We start from the raw sequence: 18,038 nt of genomic DNA on the forward strand, positions 1-18,038 counted from the left end.
CCGGGACACGCCCCTAGGGTCGGACGCCGTGGGTCATGAACCAGTGCGTGTCGAACCACTGGGCTGTGGAGTGCGGTTGAGCGGGATCGGTGAGCAGGCGGAAGACGAACTCGCCCGTGGAACCGTCGAAGCGGTCCCACTCGCGGTAGTCGTCCTCGACGGACAGGATGGGCCACCGGTCGGGGTCGGAGCCGTCCGTCAACCAGTAGACGGTGGCCTGGTGTTCCGTGCCGGCCCACTGCAACAGACCGCCCGGGGCCGGGAAAAGACGGTGCGGCGCGTACATGCCCTCGCCGTGCGTCGTGGCGGACCGGGCGAGGGTCTCGGCCCGCCGCTCGATCCCGTCGGCGCCTGACAGCGTGCCGGGGGCCAGAGGGCTGAAGTAGCCGTCGAAGGCTCCGTGGCCGAACGTCTCGACGAGGTGCTTGTAGTCCGCGGGCAGCGGCGTCCCGATCCGGGCCTCGACGTGCGACCAGTCGACGGCGTGGGGCCGGTCCGTGTCGCCTCCGGTGACGGCGATGATCCTGTCCACCCAGGAGCCGCCCTCGGGTATCGCCTCCGGCCCGGGCACGGTCCGCCCGGCCACGACCACCACGACGCGCGGGCCCCGCGCGGTACGGACGGTGCCGCAGCCGATCCACCGCGCCGCACACGCCCAGGCGCTCAACTCGGCCACCTGCTCCCCGTAGGGGGCCAGCAGCGGGCGTCCGGTCCGGTCGGTGACCGCAGGGTCGACGCGCCCCTCGGCCACGAGCACGCGGTGCCCGCCGTACCGGGCGTCGAGTTCCTCGACCAGCCCGGCGGGGCTGCTCTCACCGGGCGGCACCAGGCACCGGTGGCCCTCGGCGTGACCGGGCTCCGGGCAGATCAGTTCCCCTTTGTGTCCCCAGGTCAGTTCGAGGACGGTGCGGAGAAGGTCGTCGCGTTCCATGGCCACACAGTGAAGCGGACGGCACTGACAACCGTCAGTGCCGTCCGTCCCGACGAGAGATCAGTACTGGGGCTGCGGCACGAACGCGTGGTCGGCCGGCTCCTTGGGGTCGGGACCGTAGGCGTTCACGCCCCGGTCGCCGGCGGTGCACGTGAAGACCAGCAAGATGATGCTGCCGACCGCCGGGATGAGGCCGAGCAGGATGAACCAGCCGGACTTGCCGGTGTCGTGCAGACGGCGCACGCCCACGGCCAGGGTCGGCACGATGACCGCGATCAGGTACAGGAAGTACGGGATCATGGTGTGCACCACGGCCCCGACGATGAGCAGCACCACGAGGGCGATGCAGGTGAACAAGGTGTACTGCCAGTACTCCTTGCGGCGGGCTCTCCCGCTGAAAACGGCGTACTTCTTGAGCACGTCGATGTACCAACGCACGTGTGTGTCCCCCCAAGGACAAGAAAAAAGAGAGTCGCGATCGAGTCGACGACCCGGGCCGATCAGCGGCCGGGCGGCAGACACTAGGGGCGTTGACCTGGCCAAGTCAACTGACCCGGAGCACCGTTGCCGGCGCCGTTCCCGTGCCCGTGCACGAGCGCCTTTCACCGCACCGCGGGGCACCGGCCGAAGCGTCCCGGACGGGTGAACGCACGGCGTCCCAGGCCCGTCCGGCGGGTTTCCGTTCGGCGTCAGCGGATGGTGACCGCATCCGCCACCGCCGCGCCGCGGGCGGCCGCGCGACGTCGCCGCTCCCAACGGGGAAGGTGGCGCGCGGTGGCGGGGAGCGTCACCGCGCGCCGGGAGCGGCTACGGCGCGTAGGTGTCGTCGTACCAGCTCAGGTCATCGCAGTAGATGAGGTGGCGCGGGTTCGCGTTCTGGCTGACGCCGGGGGCCGGGGGCCCGATGTTCCAGGGATTGCCTCCGTTGCCGCGCTGGACGATGTTGCAGTTGTCGTAGGCGTTGCCGGCGTCGCTGTTGGCCCCGGGCACGTTGGAGAAGTTGACGAAGTCGCCGGTCTGCACCGGCCCGGTGGTCGGATGGCCGGACTGGTCGACGAGTTTGCCGTCCAGGTAGAGGTAGAGGCTGGGCATGTAGCTCTGCGCGACGAGGCTGTTCTGCGGGCTGTCGTCGCCGTTGGGCACGGTCTGCGTCGACTCGACGGTCCCGTCGGAGCAGAACGCCGTGGTGACCTGCTGCCAGATGGGCGGCGCGCCGTTGAACAGCGAACCCTCCGTGTCGCCCCAGCCGCGGAAGAACATGTTGGAGAAGTCGGTGGCCGTGGTCGCCATCTGCGGCGGCATCTGCCCGGCGTTCACGGCGCTCTGGATCTGCGCGACCCAGGCGCTGAAGTTCGCGTCGGTCTTGCCGGACTGGGTGTCGAGCGGCCGGTAGCCGATCGACCCGCCGCTGATCGCCTTGACCGCGACACATTTGCCGGTCGAGTCGACCTGCGGGCCGCTGACGTGCGGCATGTAGGCCTCACCGGGCGTCGTGCCGGTGACGAGCGGGTTGGGCACGTGGGTGGGATCGCCGGTGTAGGCGTTGGCGTTGACCTCGTCGTAGGACAGGTCGGGAATCGGGATGCCGTAGTCCGCCTGCACGCCGGCGACGAAACCCGTCAGCCAGTCGGGGAGTTCGGTGGTGCCGGTGCGGCTCGTCACCGCGGCCGACTGCGAGCCGTTGAAGACGTTGCCCTGGGAGTCGACCGCGTAGGTGACGTCGACGTGGGTCTTGATCTTGTAGCTGGTGTCGGCGGCGTAGTTCTGGTCGGGCGTCTTCGTCAGGTCCGGACGCGGTACGGAGAACTGCATGAGCCGGGCGGGCGTCATGCCGTCCGCGCTGCCGGTGCCGGTGGCGGTGTCGCCGGCCTCCTGGACCTCGGTGCCCCACTTCTGCACCGCGGCCAGCGTGGCCTGCCCCACGCAGTCCGCGGTCTTGGGGCCGGTATCGCAGGAGGGGAAGTTCATGCCGCCCAGACCGACGTCCTGCTGCTGGGGGTTGGCCCAGTCGGGGCCGCCGACCGTTCGGTCGAGTCCCCAGGCGTACAGCATCTGCATGGTGTTCAGGGGGCTCTGGACGGCGGTCGGCGAGTTGGTCGTGATGTTCTGCTGCGGATCGAAGAGCGACACCGCGTCGAAACTGTGGTGCTGGAAGGTGCCCGACACCGGGACGAACGCGACGGCGTCGAAGGCGACGTCGTGCGTGCCCAGCGAACTGTCGTCGGTCACGTTGTTCAGCGTGACCTGCGCGTTGCTCCCCAACTGGAAGTAGCCGACGTTCTGCCACTCGTCGGCACTGGTGTGCTGGCTGATCGGGCGGTCGTACACGGTGCCGTCGGCGGCGGTCACCTTGTAGTGCGCGGAGTCGGTGGTGCCGCCGGTGCTCGGGGTGTGGGCGAGCACGTGGTACAGGTTGGTCGGCAGTGCGGCGGTCCAGGTGCCGGTCACCTGGTGCTGGGTGTCGCCCGCGGCGCGGTTGTGGGTGAAGTACAGATGGCCGCCGAAGCCGGCGCCGAGCTGGTGGGTGTCGATCGCCGCGATCGGGTCACCTGCCGCGTTCGTGCCGTAACTCAGCTGGAAGGAACCGCCGTTGGTCCAGTTCATGCCGGTGCAGCCCGCGGTGTTCTGGGCGGGCGTGGCGAGCTCGTCCACGAGGACCGAGCCGGCCGGCAGGGTGGACTGGCAGTCCGCGGGGTGCGGATCGGTCACGCCCGGGTCGGCCGAGCCCGGGGTGAAGGCGAGCGACTGCGTCGCGCACGCGGTGGCGCAGTCGGGCGCCCAGGTGACCGGCTGGTGCCACCAGCAGTGGTAGTAGAGCGGGTCGTCCTTGGTCAGGTTGCCGTAGCCGCAGAAGGTCTGGGTGGGGTCGGCCGCGTCGCAGTTGTCGGACCCGTCGCAGAAGAGGGCGGCCGACGGGACGATGAGACCCCGGATCGCGCCGCTGTAGTGGGGTGTCAGGTAGGAGGTCTGGCTCTTGTAGTTCAGGATGGGGTGCTCCACCCAGCCCAGAACCCGCTCCTGGTACGGCCAGTTGGCGGGGTGCGCGGCGTCGCCGTAGCCGTTGCGCAGGAAGAGGTCGCGGTTGGGCGGATAGGCGGGGTTGATCGGGTTGTTGGTCCAGCCGAGGCCGGTGTTCCCCGCCGAATCGGCGGCGTGGAAGCCGGTGTTGTACGCCCACAGGGCCAGATACCAGTTCTCGATCTTGCTGGAGTCGCCGTTGTTGGCGATGGTTCCGGCGGCCGCGAGCTGGTTCCACTTGTCCTCGAGGATCTGCAGGCCGGCGGCGATGTTCTCCTCGTAGTCCACGGCGATCTTCATCTTGCCGTGCTGCGAGTAGGTGGGGTCGTAGGCGCCCATTCCCGTGGTGACCTGGGAGATGCCGTAACCGCAGTCCGCGGCGGCGTAGTTGATGACGTCGACGGTGCCGGCGGAGCCGTAGTAGTCGGCGATCAGCGGGTTGCCGGACAGGCCCGGGAGCGAGTGCCAGGACGCCTGGTCGAAGTTGGACTCCTGGGCGAGCAGCCCGAGGAAGACCTGGGCCGGAACGGTGCCGCCGCCCGTCAGCGCGTGCGGCGGGAAGTCGCCACTGGGCTGGTAAGCGGCCAGGCCCATGTTCATGAAGTTCGCCGGGCGCTGGTCCGTCAGCTGCCCGGTGACGGCGAGGTCGACCGCCCGCTGCACCTGCGGTGCTCCCGGCTGCATGGCCTGCAGCGTCGGGTCGTTGCGCGGGACGGCGCAGGCCGGCGTCTGGGCCACGGCGGCGAGACGGCCGGAGGTCGTCGCCGAACGGCCCGAGGCGGCCGGAGAGCGGCCGGAGGTCGTCGCCGAACGGCCCGAGGCCGTTCCGAGACGGCTGGGGGCGGTCGCGCCCGTCGCGAACCCCGTCCGCGAGACGGCCGTCGTCGCCGGTGCGGCCCGTCCGAGGTCCGCGCTGCCGGCCAGCGCGCGGCCGGTGGCGGTGGCGACGAGCCGGACGGCGATCCGCCCGCTGCCGGCCGCCGGGGAGGGGGTCGCGGCGGTGCCACCGGCCGCCGGGCGTCCGGTGGCCGCGTGCCCGGCCACCGCCTGCCCGTCGAGCGAGACGGCGTCGACGACGTCCGGCAGGCTCCTGGTGACGGTGGTGGCCACGCCCTTCGGGACGGATCCGGTCAGCGACCTGGCGACCAGCACGGGGTGGCCCCCGCGGCCGTTGAACAGGCCGGTGCTCGTCAGCTCGCCCCGGGCGAGCGGCGTCACCCGGCCGCCGGCCGCACGAAGGACGTCGGCGCCGGTGCCGTGCCTCGCCAGGAACGTGGCGTTCCCGGCCTGGTCGGCGACGACGTCGAAGACCTGGCCGGGCGCCGTGGCGAGGGTCCGTACGGTGCCCCGCTCGCCGACCTGCACCAGGGCGGCGCCCCGCGCGGCCAGGATCCGGCCCTCGCCCGCGGGTACCGCGCTGGTGAGCTGGCCGGGTTCGGTGACCGGCGCCGACACGGTCGCGGTGCCGGCGTGCACGGTGACCAGTTGGGTGCTCTGCTCGTCCTCACCGAGACTGCGGGTCAGCACCGCGTCGTCACCCGCTCCGCACCCCGGCGAGGAGTAGGTGAGCGCGACACCTGAGGTGACCGGGTGGACCGTGCCGTCCGGGACGTCCACCACGTAGGCGAAGGCGCCCCGGTCCCGGAGCGCCGGCACGTTGGCGAAGCCCCCGGGCGCCACGACGGCGACGACGTGCTTGCCGTCGCCGGTCAGGCACGAGTAGCCGGTCCAGGACGAGGAGTCCAGGTCCAGCGGCTTGAGCGTCGCCAGCGGCTGCCAGGCGAAGCCGGACCGGCCGGCGGCGGTGAACAGGTGGTATCCCGCCGAGTCCTCGGCGGTGTCGAGGATCAGGTCGCGGGAGTCGTGCCAGCCGGGCCCGAGGGCGCGGGCCTGTGCGGTCGGCGTGGTGGCGGTCGCCGGAGTGCTGCTCGTGGGCTGGGCCGCGGGTGGCGCGGCGAGCGCCGGAGGGCCGGCCAGGGAGAGCAGCACGGCCGTGGTCGCCGCCGCCGCGCTCGTGGCCAGGAGGTGCCTGGCCCGGGTGCGGTGCATGGGTCACTCCTCGTGGGTGCTGGTGGGGGTCGAAGGGGAGGGCGCGAGAGCGCCGGTGGGCGGCAGGAGCGAGGGACGGACTCCTGCCGCCCACCGGGCGGAGGAGGTGCTTGGGGCAGCGGTCGGTGCGTCGGGCCGGGACGCCGCGGCGGCCCTGACCCGGCCGGTCCGGCAGGCTCAGCCGGTCCGCCGGGCGGCGGCGGTCGCCGCCGCGGCTGTGTCCGCCGGTGCCTTGGCCGTCGCCGGTGTCGTCGCCGGTGTCGTGGCCGTGGCCGCCGATGGCGATGCCGCCTCGGCCGAACGTCTCACCGCTGTTCCCTTCGTCGCGCGCGTACGGGCTGAAGCCCAACGTGACGCTAGGGACACGGGTCCGTCGGCCGTCCTAGATCCGTCCTAGCGCCGCATCGGGCGGCACGGGCGTGACGTGGGGCACGGCACGGGATCGAGCGCCCTGCCCGGGGACAAGCCCCGTCCGAGCCGTCCTCAGCCTCGGGCTGTCACGCTCGGGCCGAGGAAGGGACGGCCGAGGCACGCCATCGGGCCGTTCCCGCCGCGACCGCCGACGTTGCGCGCCGGCCACACCCGGGACCAGCCAGGCGCGGCGCCAGGAGGACGCGGGGCAAGGGCAGTTGCCGACGGGAGCGCGAGGAGGCACCACCGTGACCGAGCGCCGACCGGCACCCGCACCCGCTCCCAGTGGCACTGCCGCATCCGGCCAGGCGGCCGCGGCGACTGTTGCCCGGCACCTGACCCGGCACCCGGCCGTCGAGGACGCCGCGGTGCTCCTGAGGGCCTCGCCCGACGGCCGGGACGAACTGGCCGCCTACGTCGTGCCCGTGGCCGGCTACCTGGCCGCACGGGCGCCCGAGTGGGCGAGCGAGCACGTCGGTGGATGGAAGGACGTCTTCGAGCACGTCTACCGCGACGTTCCCGCCGGAACAGCCGGAACCGCCCGACCCGCAGACGGCGCAGACGTGCCGTCCGTCGAGCCGGAGTTCGACCGGTCGGGCTGGAACAGCAGTTACACCGGCACGGTCATGACGCGCCGGGAGGTCGGCGAGGCGATCGACAGCATCGTGGACCAGGCGACGGCGCTGCCGCACCGCAGGGTCCTGGAGGTGGGCTGCGGGACCGGCATGCTGCTGCAGCGTCTCGCGCAGCGCACCGAGCGGTACTGGGCGACGGATCTGTCGGGCCGGGTGCTGCGCGCCGTCCAGCAGCGTCTGGACGCGTCACCGCGCCCTTACCCGGGGGTCACGCTCCTGGAGCGCGAGGGGACCGACTTCAGCGGCTTCGACGACGACAGCCTGGACCTGGTCCTGCTCAACTCCGTCGTCCAGTACTTCCCCTCCGCGCACTATCTCCGCGAGGTGCTGCGCGAGGCCGTCCGCGTCGTGCGTCCCGGTGGCGCCGTCTTCCTCGGTGACGTGCGCGATCTGAGGCTGCTGCACGTGTTCCACAGCTCGGTTGAGGTCTTCCACGCCGAAAGCGGCTCGCGGGCCGGCGAGTTGCGGCGCCGTGTACGCGCGGCCGCCGCCGAGGACGGCGAACTGCTGGTCGACCCGGGCTTCTTCGCGGCCCTGGCCGCGGAACTGCCGGGGCTGCGCGACGTCGGCGTGCAGCTCAAACGCGGCACGGTGGCCAACGAGCTGACCAAGTTCCGCTACGACGTGACGCTGCGGGTCGGCGAGCGGCCGCGTCCGGGGCCGGAACCCCGTGTCGAGCGGTGGGAGCCGGCGAGTGGGAGCGTCGCCGCCGTGGAGTCCCGGCTCGGCCGCGGTGAGGCGATGGAGGTCGTCATCCTCGACGTCCCCGACTCCCGGACGGCCGGCGACGTCGCGACATGGCGGGCCCTGTCCGGCAGCGCGCCCGATACCCGGCTCGCCGACCTGCCGTCGCCTGGCGCACCGCGGGGTGAGGCACCGGGCCTCTGGTGGGCGGCCGGCCGCCGGTACGGCCTCACCGTCGCGGTGACACCCCCGCGCTCCGGCACGCCGGGCCGCTACGACGTGGCGCTCAGCCGCAGCGGGTCCACGGCGCCGTGGGCGCCGCGGACCCCGGCGGACACCCTGACCAGCGCACCGCTGCACCACGTCCTGTCCGACGACCTCGCCGTGGAACTCCGCGGGCTTCTCGCCGAACACCTGCCGCCGGACCTGGTCCCCGCCCGCATCGCCGTCGTCGACCGGATCCCCCACCGCCCCGACGGGACCCTTGACGCCGGGCTGCTGCCCGAGCCCACCGACGGCGCCCGGGAGTGACCGTGCGCCGCTCCTCACCGCAAGGGCCGGCGACCGGACCGACGTCCTGGGCCGGGGCCCGGCCCGCGCACCCCGCGGCCGGCCGCGTTCGCCACGGACGGCGCGCCCCGCACCCTCACGTCCCCGGCCGGCTCCCGGCCCCCGTCCCGGACCGGTGACCGCGTGCCACCCACGAAACGGAAACGTGAGAACCCCATGCGCGACCGCGACCCCGCGTCCCTGCGCTTTCTGCACGCCGGCTTTCTGCGCACGGTGCGGCGCCATCCGCACCGCGCCGCTCTGGCGCTGGGGGAACGCGTGTGGACGTACGCCGAGTTGGACCATCTCGCGCGGTGGTGGGCGGGCGCGCTGCTGGCGCTGCACCCCCGCCCCCGGCGGGTGGGCGTGCTCGGGCACCGCGGCGTCGTGACGTACGCCGGGTTCCTCGCGGCCCTGTACGCGGGCGCGGCCGCCGTGCCGCTCAACAGCACCTACCCGGTCCGGCGCAACCAGGACCTCGTGGCGCGCGCCGACCTCGACGCCCTGCTGACCGACGAGAGTTCGCTGCCGCACGCGCGCGGTGTCCTGCGTGACCTGCCGGACGCACCGCCGCTGGTGGTCGCGCGGTCGGACGGCAGTCCGCGGGCGTTGGGCGCCGGACCGGGCGCCGGACCGGGCGCCGGGCACGGCGGGACCGTCGCGGACGCGAGCCCCCTGCGGGAACCGCTGCCGCCCGATCCCGGCGACACGGCGTATCTGCTGTTCACCTCGGGATCGACCGGCCATCCCAAGGGCGTGCCGATCTCGCACGCCAACGTGAGCGCGTTCCTGCGCGTGAACACCGAGCGGTACGACTTCTCGCCCGAGGACCGGTTCGGCAACACCTTCGACCTGACCTTCGACCTGTCCGTCTTCGACCTGTTCATGGCCTGGGGCAGCGGCGGCCTGCTGCTGCCGCTGGCCGGAAGGGACGTGCACGCCCCGCTGAGGTTCGTCCGCGACCGGCGGATCACCGTCTGGTTCTCGGTGCCCTCGGTCGCCGTGCTCCAGCACAACAGCGGTGCCCTGACGCCCGGGAGCATGCCGTCGCTGCGCTGGAGCCTGTTCTGCGGGGAGGCGCTTCCGGCGTCCGCGGCCGCGGCCTGGCAGGCGGCGGCCCCGGGGTCGGTGGTGGAGAACCTGTACGGGCCGACGGAGGCCACCATCGCCTGCACGGTGCACCGCTGGCACCCGCGGCAGTCCCCCGCCCGGTGCGCGAACGGCATCGTGCCGATCGGCCGGCCCTACCCGGGGATGGACGCCGCGCTGCTGGCAGCCGACGGATCCGAGGTGGCCGGCGGCGGGACGGGCGAGATCTGCCTGCGCGGGCCACAGGTCTTCTCCGGCTACTGGCGGGCTCCGGAGCAGACCCGGGCCGCCTTCCACGGGCGCGGCGACGGCCTGTGGTACCGCACCGGCGACCTGGGCCGGTGGGCCGCGGACGGCAGCCTCCTGTACGCCGGCCGGCTCGACTCGCAGGTCAAAGTCCTGGGCCACCGCGTCGAGTTGGGCGACGTGGAGGCACACCTGCGCCGGCAGGACGGTGTCGAGCAGGCCGTGGTCGTCGCCGTGCCCGGGGAGGAGGGGGGAACGACCGTCCTGGCGGCGGTCCTGTGCGGCCGCGACGCGGACGTGCCGGCGGTGGAGGAGGGCCTGCGCGAGGGCCTGCCGCCTTACATGATCCCGCTGACGTTCCACCTCGTGGACCGTCTTCCGCTCAACGCCAACGGGAAGGTCGACCGGGCCGGGTTGCGTGCGCGAGTGATGTCCGGACAGCTCGAACCCTTCCCGCTGTGACCGGCCGCACCGTGGGGGCGGCCGGCGCCGTCCCCGCGTCCGCAGCCGGCCGCGCCGCGACCCCTCCCCCCGCGTGCACCACCGCGCTCTCCCACCTCCCCGCACGCCCCTGTCGGTCACAAGGAGGACGTTCGTGAAAGTCGATGGCATCCACCTCGCGGGCATCGGTACGTACACCCCGCGGCCCACCCCCGTCGAGGAGGCGGTACGGCAGGGCATGTTCGATCCCGCCGCGGCCAAGGAGTCCGGTCTGCTCTCCGTCGCCGTCGAACCCGCCGTGTCCGCACCGGACATGGCCGTGCACGCCGCCCGGCAGGCCCTGGCGCAGGCCTGCCACGACCCCGACGACTTCGCGGCCGTCATCCACAACGGCGCCTACTACCAGGGCCCGGGGCACTGGTCCGCACCCCACTACGTGCTCCATCGCGCCCTCGGCCAGCCGATCCCCGCGTTCGGGATCTCGCACGGATGCCTGGCGGTGCTGACCTCCCTGCACCTGGCCGCCGGCCTCCTGGAGCACGGGCGGCCCGGCCGGCAGGCGCTCCTGATCACCGGCGCGGACAACTTCTCCACCCCGATGTTCGACCGGTGGAACGACTCCGAGCTCGCGGTGTTCGCCGACAGCGGCGTCGCGCTCGTGGCCTCCACCCGGGGCGGCTTCGCCAGGCTGAAGGCCGTCGGCTCCCGTTCGGCGCCCGAGTTGGAGGGCATCCACCGCGGCAACGACTCCCTGCTGCCGCCCGCCCGGTACCCCGATCATCCCTGGCAGGTCGCGACGCGGCGGCAGGAGTGGGCCGAGCGCCCGGACGCCGATCCCCGCGACCTGATCGCCTCGGTCAACCGATTCGGTGAACTCGTCGCAGGCCTGGCCGAGCGGACGCTGGCCGAGGCCGGCGTCGGCCGGGACGCCATCGTCCGGGTCGCCCACACCGGCTTCAGCGAGAACTCCCTGCACACGCTGCTCCTCGACCCGCTCGGCCTGCCCGTCGAGCTCAGCACCTGGGACCACCTGAGGACCCTCGGCCACGCCACCGTCGGCGACCAGGTGCTGGGCCTGGCGCATCTGTGGCGGACCGGTCAGGTCGGCCGCGGGGACCACGTGCTGCTCGTGGGGGCCACGGAAGGCCTCGAAGCGGGCTGCGCCGTCATCGAGATCAGCCGCGACGCCCGCGGCCCGGAAGCGGGGATCCGGTGACGGACGGCACGGACCCCGGCCCGGCCGCCGTCACCACCGACGAGGTGCGGAACACCGTCGCCGCCGTCCTGAAGGTGGCGCCCGGGCGGATCGGCGACGACACCGACCTCGTCGAACTCGGCCTGGACTCCCTGCGGATGATGCGGCTGACCGGCCGGTGGCGGCGCAGCGGGCTGACCGTCGACTTCCCCACGCTGACCGCCGAGCCCACGGTCCGCGCGTGGGCACGGCACCTCAACGGTGGCGGGCGCCCTGGGCCAGGATGATCCGGGTCACGGTGACGGAGACGGTGACCGGTGCGGCCGCTCCTCGGCGCGCCATCTGCTCGGAGACCGCTGTCCGGACACGGTCGTGGACGTCACGCGCCACGTCGACGGTGCGGCGCCCTTCGTGGAGGGCGCAGCGGACTTCGACGGTCCAGCCGCCCGAACGAGGGTCGCGTTCGGTGCGGATGCCGGCCTGGGGCGACGGCACGGGAGAGCCGAACGCGTGCCGGACCCGGGTGGCGGCCGCGGCCAGGGACTGGCCGAGGCTGGGCGGCAGTTCGGCCACGCCCCGCACGGACAACGCCGCCTGGGTGGCGATCTGCTGGACGGCGAGCCGGTCGTCGGCCGTCACGGCCCGCTCGTCCCGACGGGTCGGCCGGCGGCCGGGCGGCGCCCGGTCTCCAGGACCGACACGAACTTCAGGTCGATGCGGCGTGCGGCCAGGCCGAGTTGCCGCTGGGCGGCGTAGGCGACGGCGCGCCGCACCTGGGCGCCTCGCGCGGGCAGCGGCCGGTCGAGGGTGCTGGCGAGCGTCATCACGATGTCCACCGCGGTGCCGCCGTGTTCGTCGGGGAACAGGCGGCAACTCGCCGCACGCACTCCGGGCACGGTGTCCGCGGCCCGGCGCAGCACCTTCGCCGCCGACGTCTCGGCGACCCGCAGATCCCGCTCGCAGTCGTCGAGGGGCAGGAGCCGGCCCAGCCGTGTCTCGGCCCGCACCGCCTCGATGACCCGGTCGGCGACCATCCGCGCGCTGGGGCGTTCGTCGCGCAGCACACGGGTCGCGCGGTCGAGGGCGACCAGGCCCTCGGCGGCCTGCCGGCAGTGCGGGCAGCCGGCCATGTGCGGGTCGCGGCGGTCGGCGTGGGTGCGGGCCTGGTCCCAGGCCTCGCTCACCAGGCGGCCGCACGGCAGCCGCTCGTCGCCCACGAGTCGTGCCGGATCCGCGGGACCGGTGGAACCGGGGGTACCGGCGTCCTGTGGCCGTTCCGGGTTCGGGGAGACGGCGCCCGCGTCCTCTAGCGCCATGAGGCCATCTCCTTCGTCAAGGTGCGCCGGGCCCGGAAGAGCCTGCCGCGCACGGTTGTCTCGCTCATGCCGACCACCTGGGCGATCTCCTCGTAGGACAGCCCGTGCAGCTCCCGCAGGATCCAGCAGGCCCGCTGGTCGGGCCGCAGCCGCGCCAGCGCCTGGGCCAGTGCCTCCGTGGCCGCGGCGCTCTCGGCGGCGCGGGCGGGCTGCCCGCCGGCGTCGTGCGCCGCCGCCTCCGGAACGGCGTCCAGCGGCACCGAGGGAGCGCGTGAGCGCAGCACGGTGAGGCACCGGTTGGTGACGATGCGGTACATCCATGTACGGAACGTCGCGTCCCCGCGGAAGTCGGGGAGCCGCCGCCACGCGTTGACGAGGGCGTCCTGGAGCGCCTCCTCGGCGTCGGGCACGTTGCCCAGCAGGCGGTACGCCAGTGCCAGCAGCGACCGGCTGTGGCGGCGGACCAGGATCGCGAACGCGTCGTCGTCGCCCTCGGCCGCCCTGGCGGACAGCACGGAGTCGGGCAGGTCGGCGTCCGGCGGATCGGTGCGGTCCCCCTCGCCGTCGGTGGGATCCGGGAGCGGTGGGCAGTCGGCCATGGCCGCGCCGCGGTCGATCCGCCCGGGCGCGGGCGAGGCTGCGTGTGCTCGAGCATCCACAGATCACTTCCCAGCCGTTCAGGTGGCCCGACCGGCCCGCGACCGCGGTGCGTGACGCGCATCCGGTTGCCGGTGTGCCCGAGCCGGTCCGATCACCTCACTGGAAAGTGTGACGTTTTCCTCCCATATGTGTCCAATCCTCTGACGGACGCCGCCCGGCTGTCCGCACTCACGGGAGCAACGTCATGACCGACACCGCAACACGCCCCGACACCGACAAGCGCAAGGCCGGCCTCAGGGAGTCCGGCATCGGCAAGCACGGGGACCTCGCCGCGCCGGAGGACCGCGGGCGCACGACGATCGCCGACAGCGTCGTGGAGAAGATGGCCGGTATCGCGACCCGCGAGGTCGCGGGCGTCCACAACCTGGGTACCGGCATGGCCCGGACCATCGGAGGCGTACGCGAGCGGATGCCCGGCACCCAGCCCAGCATCACCCGCGGCGTCCACGTCGAGGTCGGCGAGCACCAGGCCGCCGTCGACCTGGACGTGGTCATCGACTACGGCTACGCCATCGCCGATGTCGCCTCCGACGTGCGTGTCAGCGTCATCTCGGCGCTCGAGCGCATGACGGGGCTGGAGGTCGTCGAAGTGAACGTCGCCGTCGACGACATCGACATCCCCGACGACGGCGACGAGGACGGGGACCGCGGCGGGAACGCCGAGGACCGGCGCCGGCGCGTCGAGTGACCCCGGCCGAGATCCGGCACCGGCACGGGGCCGGGGGGACCTGGCAGTACGGGCCCGGCCACCGGCACCGTCGACGGAAAGGCGAGGAACGATGAGAAGCACCACGATCGGACTGATGAGCGGCATGGCCCTCGGGTTCGCGGCCTACTTCGGCGGCTTCGGCGCCTTCGTCGTGGTCGCGGTCCTGGGAGTGGCGGGCCTGGCCCTCGGCTTCCTGGTGCGCGCGGGCGGGCCCGGGGCCGGCTACCTCCGCGAGCGCGAGGACGACCTCCGCCGGGGCCTCGCACGGCGCGGCGACACACCGGCGGGCGGTCACACCCGCTCCGGTGGTTCGCAGCACAGGGTGCGTGTCCGGTGAGGATCCGACGGCGTCCGCACAGCCCGCCGCCCGTCACGGGCGACACCGGGCGGCTGCCGCCGCCCGCCGAGCGCGGCGCGACCGTGATCCCCGGCCCGGTGGTGGCCCGGCTCACCGCCGGGGTGGCGGCTGAGGCGCTGGCGCGGCGTACCGGTGGGCCCCTCGCCCACGCGGGCCTGGGCACTCCCCGGTCCACCGTCAGGGTGCGCCACGGGTCGGCCCGGATCGCCGTGTCGCTGGATCTGCCCTACCCGGGCGACGCGGGCCGCTCCTGCGACGAACTGGGACGCGAGATCACCGAGCGGGTCTCCCACCTGACGGCCCTGCCCATCGAGCACGTGACGGTCTCGGTCCGGCGGCTCGTCCTGACCGACGGCCCCGGCCGGCGCGTGCACTGAGTTCGACCGCGTTCAGCTGAGTTCAGCTGAGTTCAGCCGAGTTCACCTGAGTTCACCGGTTCCTAGGACGGGATCATCATGAGCACCCGACATCCCCCGGCTCCCGCAGCGGCGGCCGGCGCGAGGCCGCGCCCGGACCGGCAGGCGGGAACGGACCGACAGCCTGCCCCGGGCACGCGGACGATCGCGCGCGGCCCCGCGCGGCGGCCGTGGAGCGGCCGCCGGACGGCGGCCGCGGTGACCGCCGCACTGGTGGCGATCGTCGCCACCGCGCTGCTCTTCGAGGCGGTCCGGACGCGCACCGGGCACCCCGCGAACGGCTGGTGGACGACCCTCAGCGGGTACCTCACCACCCGGCCGGCCGACGACCCGTGGATCCTCGCGGGCGCCGCCGCCGCGGCCGCGCTCGGCCTGTGGCTGGTCGTCCTGGCGCTCACGCCCGGGCTGCGGCGCCGCCTTCCCCTGCGGGCACCGGCCGGCACGTCCCCGGCGACGCGCGCCGTGCTGGACCGCAAGGGCGCCGCAACGCTGCTGCGCGACGTGGCGATGCGCGTCCCCGGAGTCGGCGCGGCACGTGTGCGTCTCGGCCGGCGCCGGCTCACCGTCCGCGCCGACGTGCGCTTCGGGGACGTCGCGCGGGTGCGGACCGACCTGACGCGGGAACTCCGGCGCGCGGTGCGCGACCAACTCGGCCTGGCACGCGAGCCGAAGCCGGTGATCCGCGTGCGCCGCGGCCCGACCTGACCTGGCCCGGCCCCTCCGGGCCGCGAGCCCGGCACACCCTTCCGGCGCGGCCCGTCCCCAGGCCCACCCCCACTCCCCTCCGGACGAGACGATGACAGCACACACTGCACACACGCGGACCAACCGGCTCCTGCTGGCCCTGCTCGGGCTCACGCTGACGGGCGGAGGACTCCTCGTCCTCGCCGGCGGGGCGGACCTGTACCGGCACTGGAACCTCTCGCCACCTGACGGTTGGCCCCTGCGGAACCACCACGACGTGCTGTTCACCTCGGCCGACGAGAGCCGGTGGGCGGGCCAGAGCTGGTGGTGGCCCACCGCCGTCGCGGCGCTCGCCGCGCTGGCGCTGCTGGCCGTCGCATGGCTCCTGGCCCAGGGACGCGCCCGGCACAAGCCCCTGCCCGTCGGCGGCACTTCGCGGCGGACCGCCGTGCGGCTCACCGGCGCCGTCCTGGCGGACGCCCTCGCCGAGGACCTCGCCACCGTGCCCGGCGTCGAGCACGCCCGAGCACGCGTCGCCCACCCGCGCGGCCACCCCGAGTCCCGTATCGACCTGACCCTCGCCCCGGACGCGGCCCCCCGCCACGTACTCACCGAACTCCGGGAACCCCTCGCCCGCGCCGAACGCACCCTCGGCCGCCACGAGTTCCCCACCCGCGTCACCCTCCACGTCCCCCACCACCCCCCACGCCGGGTCGACTGACCCCTCGCCAGGTCCGCGGCTTCGGCGGAGCAGGACGCCGTGCACCGGCAGTGGTTGAGCCGGTGGCGACGGGCGGGTTCACCGCGGCTCCGCGTGGGCGCCGGGTCGGCGATCGGCCGTGTTCGTGTCGACGGATGACCGTGGGCAGGTTCGTTCGGGATCCTCGAGCCCCGAACCACGCGACTCCAGGGAGAATGTGGATGCGCCCACCTTTCACGCGCACTCGCCTCATGACGGCGGCCGGATCGATCGCCGCGCTCGTCGGGCTGACGACCCAGATGGCGGCCGCCGCACCGACACCCGCGGCCGCGCCCGCCGCCGCGCAGGCACATACCTCGCCGATCAAGCACGTCGTCGAAGTGATGCTGGAGAACCACTCGTTCGACAACCTGTTCGGCAGCTTTCCGGGAGCCGAAGGCATTCCCGCGGGCACGACGCTGCAGAACCCGAAGGCCACGTACGACTCCGCGCCCCCCGTCAGCCCCGTGTGGGCGTCGCCGAACGAGGGCGACGTCTACGCCGGCATCGACAACAGCCGGGCCGCCGTGCAGATGTCCATGGACTACCAGCCCCGGCAGGGCTACCTCATGGACCATTACACGATGTTCCCGTCCAACGGCATGGCCTCCATCACCGAGTTCGGCCCGCAGTTCACCCCGAACCAGCAGTACCTCGCCGGCCACTACGCGCTGGAGGACCACAACTTCCAGCCCGCGATCGCCCCGACGCAGCCCAACGTGATGTACGCGCTGAACGCCGACGCGCACGGCTGGATGTACAACAACCTCAACCCGGACGACACCCAGCCGTGGAACTCCGTGTTCGACGAGCTGGCCGACCGCCACCGCACCGGCAGGGTCTACTACGGCGTGCCCCGGTCCCATCTGACCGGCACCATCTGGGAGAAGATCGTCCCGCCGGACCTGGCGGACCTGTCCACCGCGGACCAGTTCTTCTCGGACGCCGCGTCCGACAGCCTGCCCGACTTCTCCTTCGTGCGCCCCGGAGTCGACTACAGCGGCGAGCCGGAGGAGGACCTCGGCAACCCCGACGCCTGGATCGGGCAGATCGTCGACGCGGTGGCCAAGAGCCCGGCCTGGGACTCCACGGCCATCTTCGTCACCTACGACGAGGGCGGCGGCTTCTGGGACCACGTACCGCCGCGCACCGCCCACGCTTTCGGCTACGGCGAGCGCACCCCCACCATGATCGTGTCCCCCTACGTGCGGCAGGGCGTGTTCCATCAGGAGACGACGAACATGTCGATCCTGTCGTTCATGCAGAAGCAGTGGGACATGCCGCCGCTGAACACCCTCAACGCCCGGCAGAACGACCTCAGCGACGCGTTCGACTTCACGCAGGCGCCGCTGCCCGCGCCCCGGATGCCGGTGGCGCCCACGGACACGCTGGCCTTCCGCGGCGGCAAGGACACCTCCCACGCGCCGATCCCCAAGCAGAACTCCCCGGCGACGTTCACCCTCGAAGCCAACGGCAGCGGCCTCACCCTCGACCCCACCGCGCAAGGACCGGTCACCCTGACGATGGTCCCGCCCAAGGGCGTCGCCGTCCCCGCCACCTTCCCGAGCACCGTCGACCTCACCGACGGCTGGGCCTCCTTCACCACCACGTTCACGCGCCCCGGCTTCTACCGGATCAAGGCCGAGGGACCTGACGGCAGCGTCGGCTGGCAGACGGTCGACGTCGGCGTCAACGCCACCACGCTCCCCACCCCCTGACGCACCCCCACCATCCCCCCCCAGGGTGCGGCCCCGTACGGGCCGCACCCGCGCGGGTCGGCGCCTCGGTCGCCCGCGGCGGCGGGTCGGCGTGAGATCGCATACGTACCCGTCATCAGTGGCCGGACCTGCGTGAGCTGACACTGACCAGCGATTCCGCATGATCGCCGAACTCGGTTATCAGCAGCGC

General features: G+C 73.4%; 16 protein-coding genes. 10 read left to right on the forward strand and 6 right to left on the reverse strand.

The features are described 5' to 3' along the window. Positions 1-13: 13 nt before the first annotated feature. The 3 genes from BMW99_RS41140 to BMW99_RS41145 form a co-directional block, all read right to left on the reverse strand. Positions 14-931, reverse strand: a complete 918-nt coding sequence (locus tag BMW99_RS41140; RefSeq protein WP_069463309.1) for an SMI1/KNR4 family protein — start codon at positions 929-931, stop codon at positions 14-16. Between the two features lie 60 nt (positions 932-991). Beyond that, positions 992-1,369, reverse strand: coding sequence for a DUF805 domain-containing protein (locus BMW99_RS02950; RefSeq protein ID WP_069463308.1), 378 nt, complete (start codon positions 1,367-1,369; stop codon positions 992-994). 369 nt (positions 1,370-1,738) lie between these two features. Beyond that, positions 1,739-5,998, reverse strand: coding sequence for a golvesin C-terminal-like domain-containing protein (locus tag BMW99_RS41145; protein WP_177226050.1), 4,260 nt, complete (start codon positions 5,996-5,998; stop codon positions 1,739-1,741). Between the two features lie 659 nt (positions 5,999-6,657). On the opposite strand from BMW99_RS41145, the gene BMW99_RS02965 reads away from it, so the two are divergent. The 4 genes from BMW99_RS02965 to BMW99_RS41915 all read left to right on the forward strand — a co-directional run bounded on the left by BMW99_RS02965 (position 6,658) and on the right by BMW99_RS41915 (position 11,535). Continuing rightward, entirely contained in the window at positions 6,658-8,259 is a 1,602-nt protein-coding gene (locus tag BMW99_RS02965; protein ID WP_143080512.1) for a class I SAM-dependent methyltransferase, read from the forward strand. Positions 8,260-8,454: 195 nt separating this feature from the next. Continuing rightward, a complete protein-coding gene (locus BMW99_RS02970; RefSeq protein ID WP_075016162.1) occupies positions 8,455-10,074 on the forward strand; it encodes an amino acid adenylation domain-containing protein in 1,620 nt (539 codons plus the stop codon). Between the two features lie 133 nt (positions 10,075-10,207). After that, the gene (locus BMW99_RS02975; RefSeq protein WP_075016163.1) at positions 10,208-11,269 is read left to right on the forward strand and encodes a ketoacyl-ACP synthase III family protein; all 1,062 of its coding nucleotides are present in this window, start codon (positions 10,208-10,210) and stop codon (positions 11,267-11,269) included. Next, positions 11,266-11,535: a phosphopantetheine-binding protein gene (locus BMW99_RS41915; protein ID WP_069467408.1), complete on the forward strand. Its 270-nt coding sequence runs from the start codon at positions 11,266-11,268 to the stop codon at positions 11,533-11,535. The genes BMW99_RS02975 and BMW99_RS41915 overlap by 4 nt, the downstream gene beginning before the upstream one ends. Here BMW99_RS41915 and BMW99_RS02985 read toward each other — a convergent pair. Genes BMW99_RS02985 through BMW99_RS02995 form a run of 3 tightly spaced genes read right to left on the reverse strand, consistent with a single transcriptional unit; the run spans position 11,504 to position 13,223 of the window. After that, complete coding sequence (locus BMW99_RS02985) at positions 11,504-11,887, reverse strand: Asp23/Gls24 family envelope stress response protein (protein ID WP_069467407.1); 384 nt, start codon at positions 11,885-11,887, stop codon at positions 11,504-11,506. The genes BMW99_RS41915 and BMW99_RS02985 overlap by 32 nt on opposite strands. Continuing rightward, on the reverse strand, positions 11,884-12,564 hold the full coding sequence (locus BMW99_RS02990) for a hypothetical protein (protein WP_069467406.1): 681 nt from the start codon (positions 12,562-12,564) through the stop codon (positions 11,884-11,886). The genes BMW99_RS02985 and BMW99_RS02990 overlap by 4 nt, the downstream gene beginning before the upstream one ends. Continuing rightward, complete coding sequence (locus tag BMW99_RS02995) at positions 12,555-13,223, reverse strand: RNA polymerase sigma factor (RefSeq protein ID WP_245791153.1); 669 nt, start codon at positions 13,221-13,223, stop codon at positions 12,555-12,557. Before BMW99_RS02995 ends, BMW99_RS02990 begins: the two co-directional genes overlap by 10 nt. 185 nt (positions 13,224-13,408) lie before the next feature. Between BMW99_RS02995 and BMW99_RS03000 the strand changes: the two genes are divergently transcribed. From BMW99_RS03000 to BMW99_RS03025, 6 genes are all read left to right on the forward strand, one after another. Then, on the forward strand, positions 13,409-13,912 hold the full coding sequence (locus BMW99_RS03000) for an Asp23/Gls24 family envelope stress response protein (RefSeq protein ID WP_069467404.1): 504 nt from the start codon (positions 13,409-13,411) through the stop codon (positions 13,910-13,912). Positions 13,913-14,003: 91 nt separating this feature from the next. Continuing rightward, on the forward strand, positions 14,004-14,270 hold the full coding sequence (locus BMW99_RS03005; protein WP_069467403.1) for a hypothetical protein: 267 nt from the start codon (positions 14,004-14,006) through the stop codon (positions 14,268-14,270). Beyond that, positions 14,267-14,668, forward strand: a complete 402-nt coding sequence (locus BMW99_RS03010; protein ID WP_079139084.1) for a hypothetical protein — start codon at positions 14,267-14,269, stop codon at positions 14,666-14,668. The genes BMW99_RS03005 and BMW99_RS03010 overlap by 4 nt, the downstream gene beginning before the upstream one ends. A gap of 237 nt (positions 14,669-14,905) precedes the next feature. After that, on the forward strand, positions 14,906-15,412 hold the full coding sequence (locus BMW99_RS03015; protein WP_107485324.1) for a DUF6286 domain-containing protein: 507 nt from the start codon (positions 14,906-14,908) through the stop codon (positions 15,410-15,412). 91 nt (positions 15,413-15,503) lie between these two features. Then, positions 15,504-16,112: a hypothetical protein gene (locus BMW99_RS03020; RefSeq protein ID WP_075016164.1), complete on the forward strand. Its 609-nt coding sequence runs from the start codon at positions 15,504-15,506 to the stop codon at positions 16,110-16,112. A 230-nt stretch (positions 16,113-16,342) separates the two neighbouring features. Further along, positions 16,343-17,848: an alkaline phosphatase family protein gene (locus BMW99_RS03025; RefSeq protein ID WP_075016165.1), complete on the forward strand. Its 1,506-nt coding sequence runs from the start codon at positions 16,343-16,345 to the stop codon at positions 17,846-17,848. Positions 17,849-18,038: the final 190 nt, after the last annotated feature.

This window comes from Actinacidiphila rubida (assembly GCF_900110255.1).
GTDB classification, from domain to species: domain Bacteria; phylum Actinomycetota; class Actinomycetes; order Streptomycetales; family Streptomycetaceae; genus Actinacidiphila; species Actinacidiphila rubida.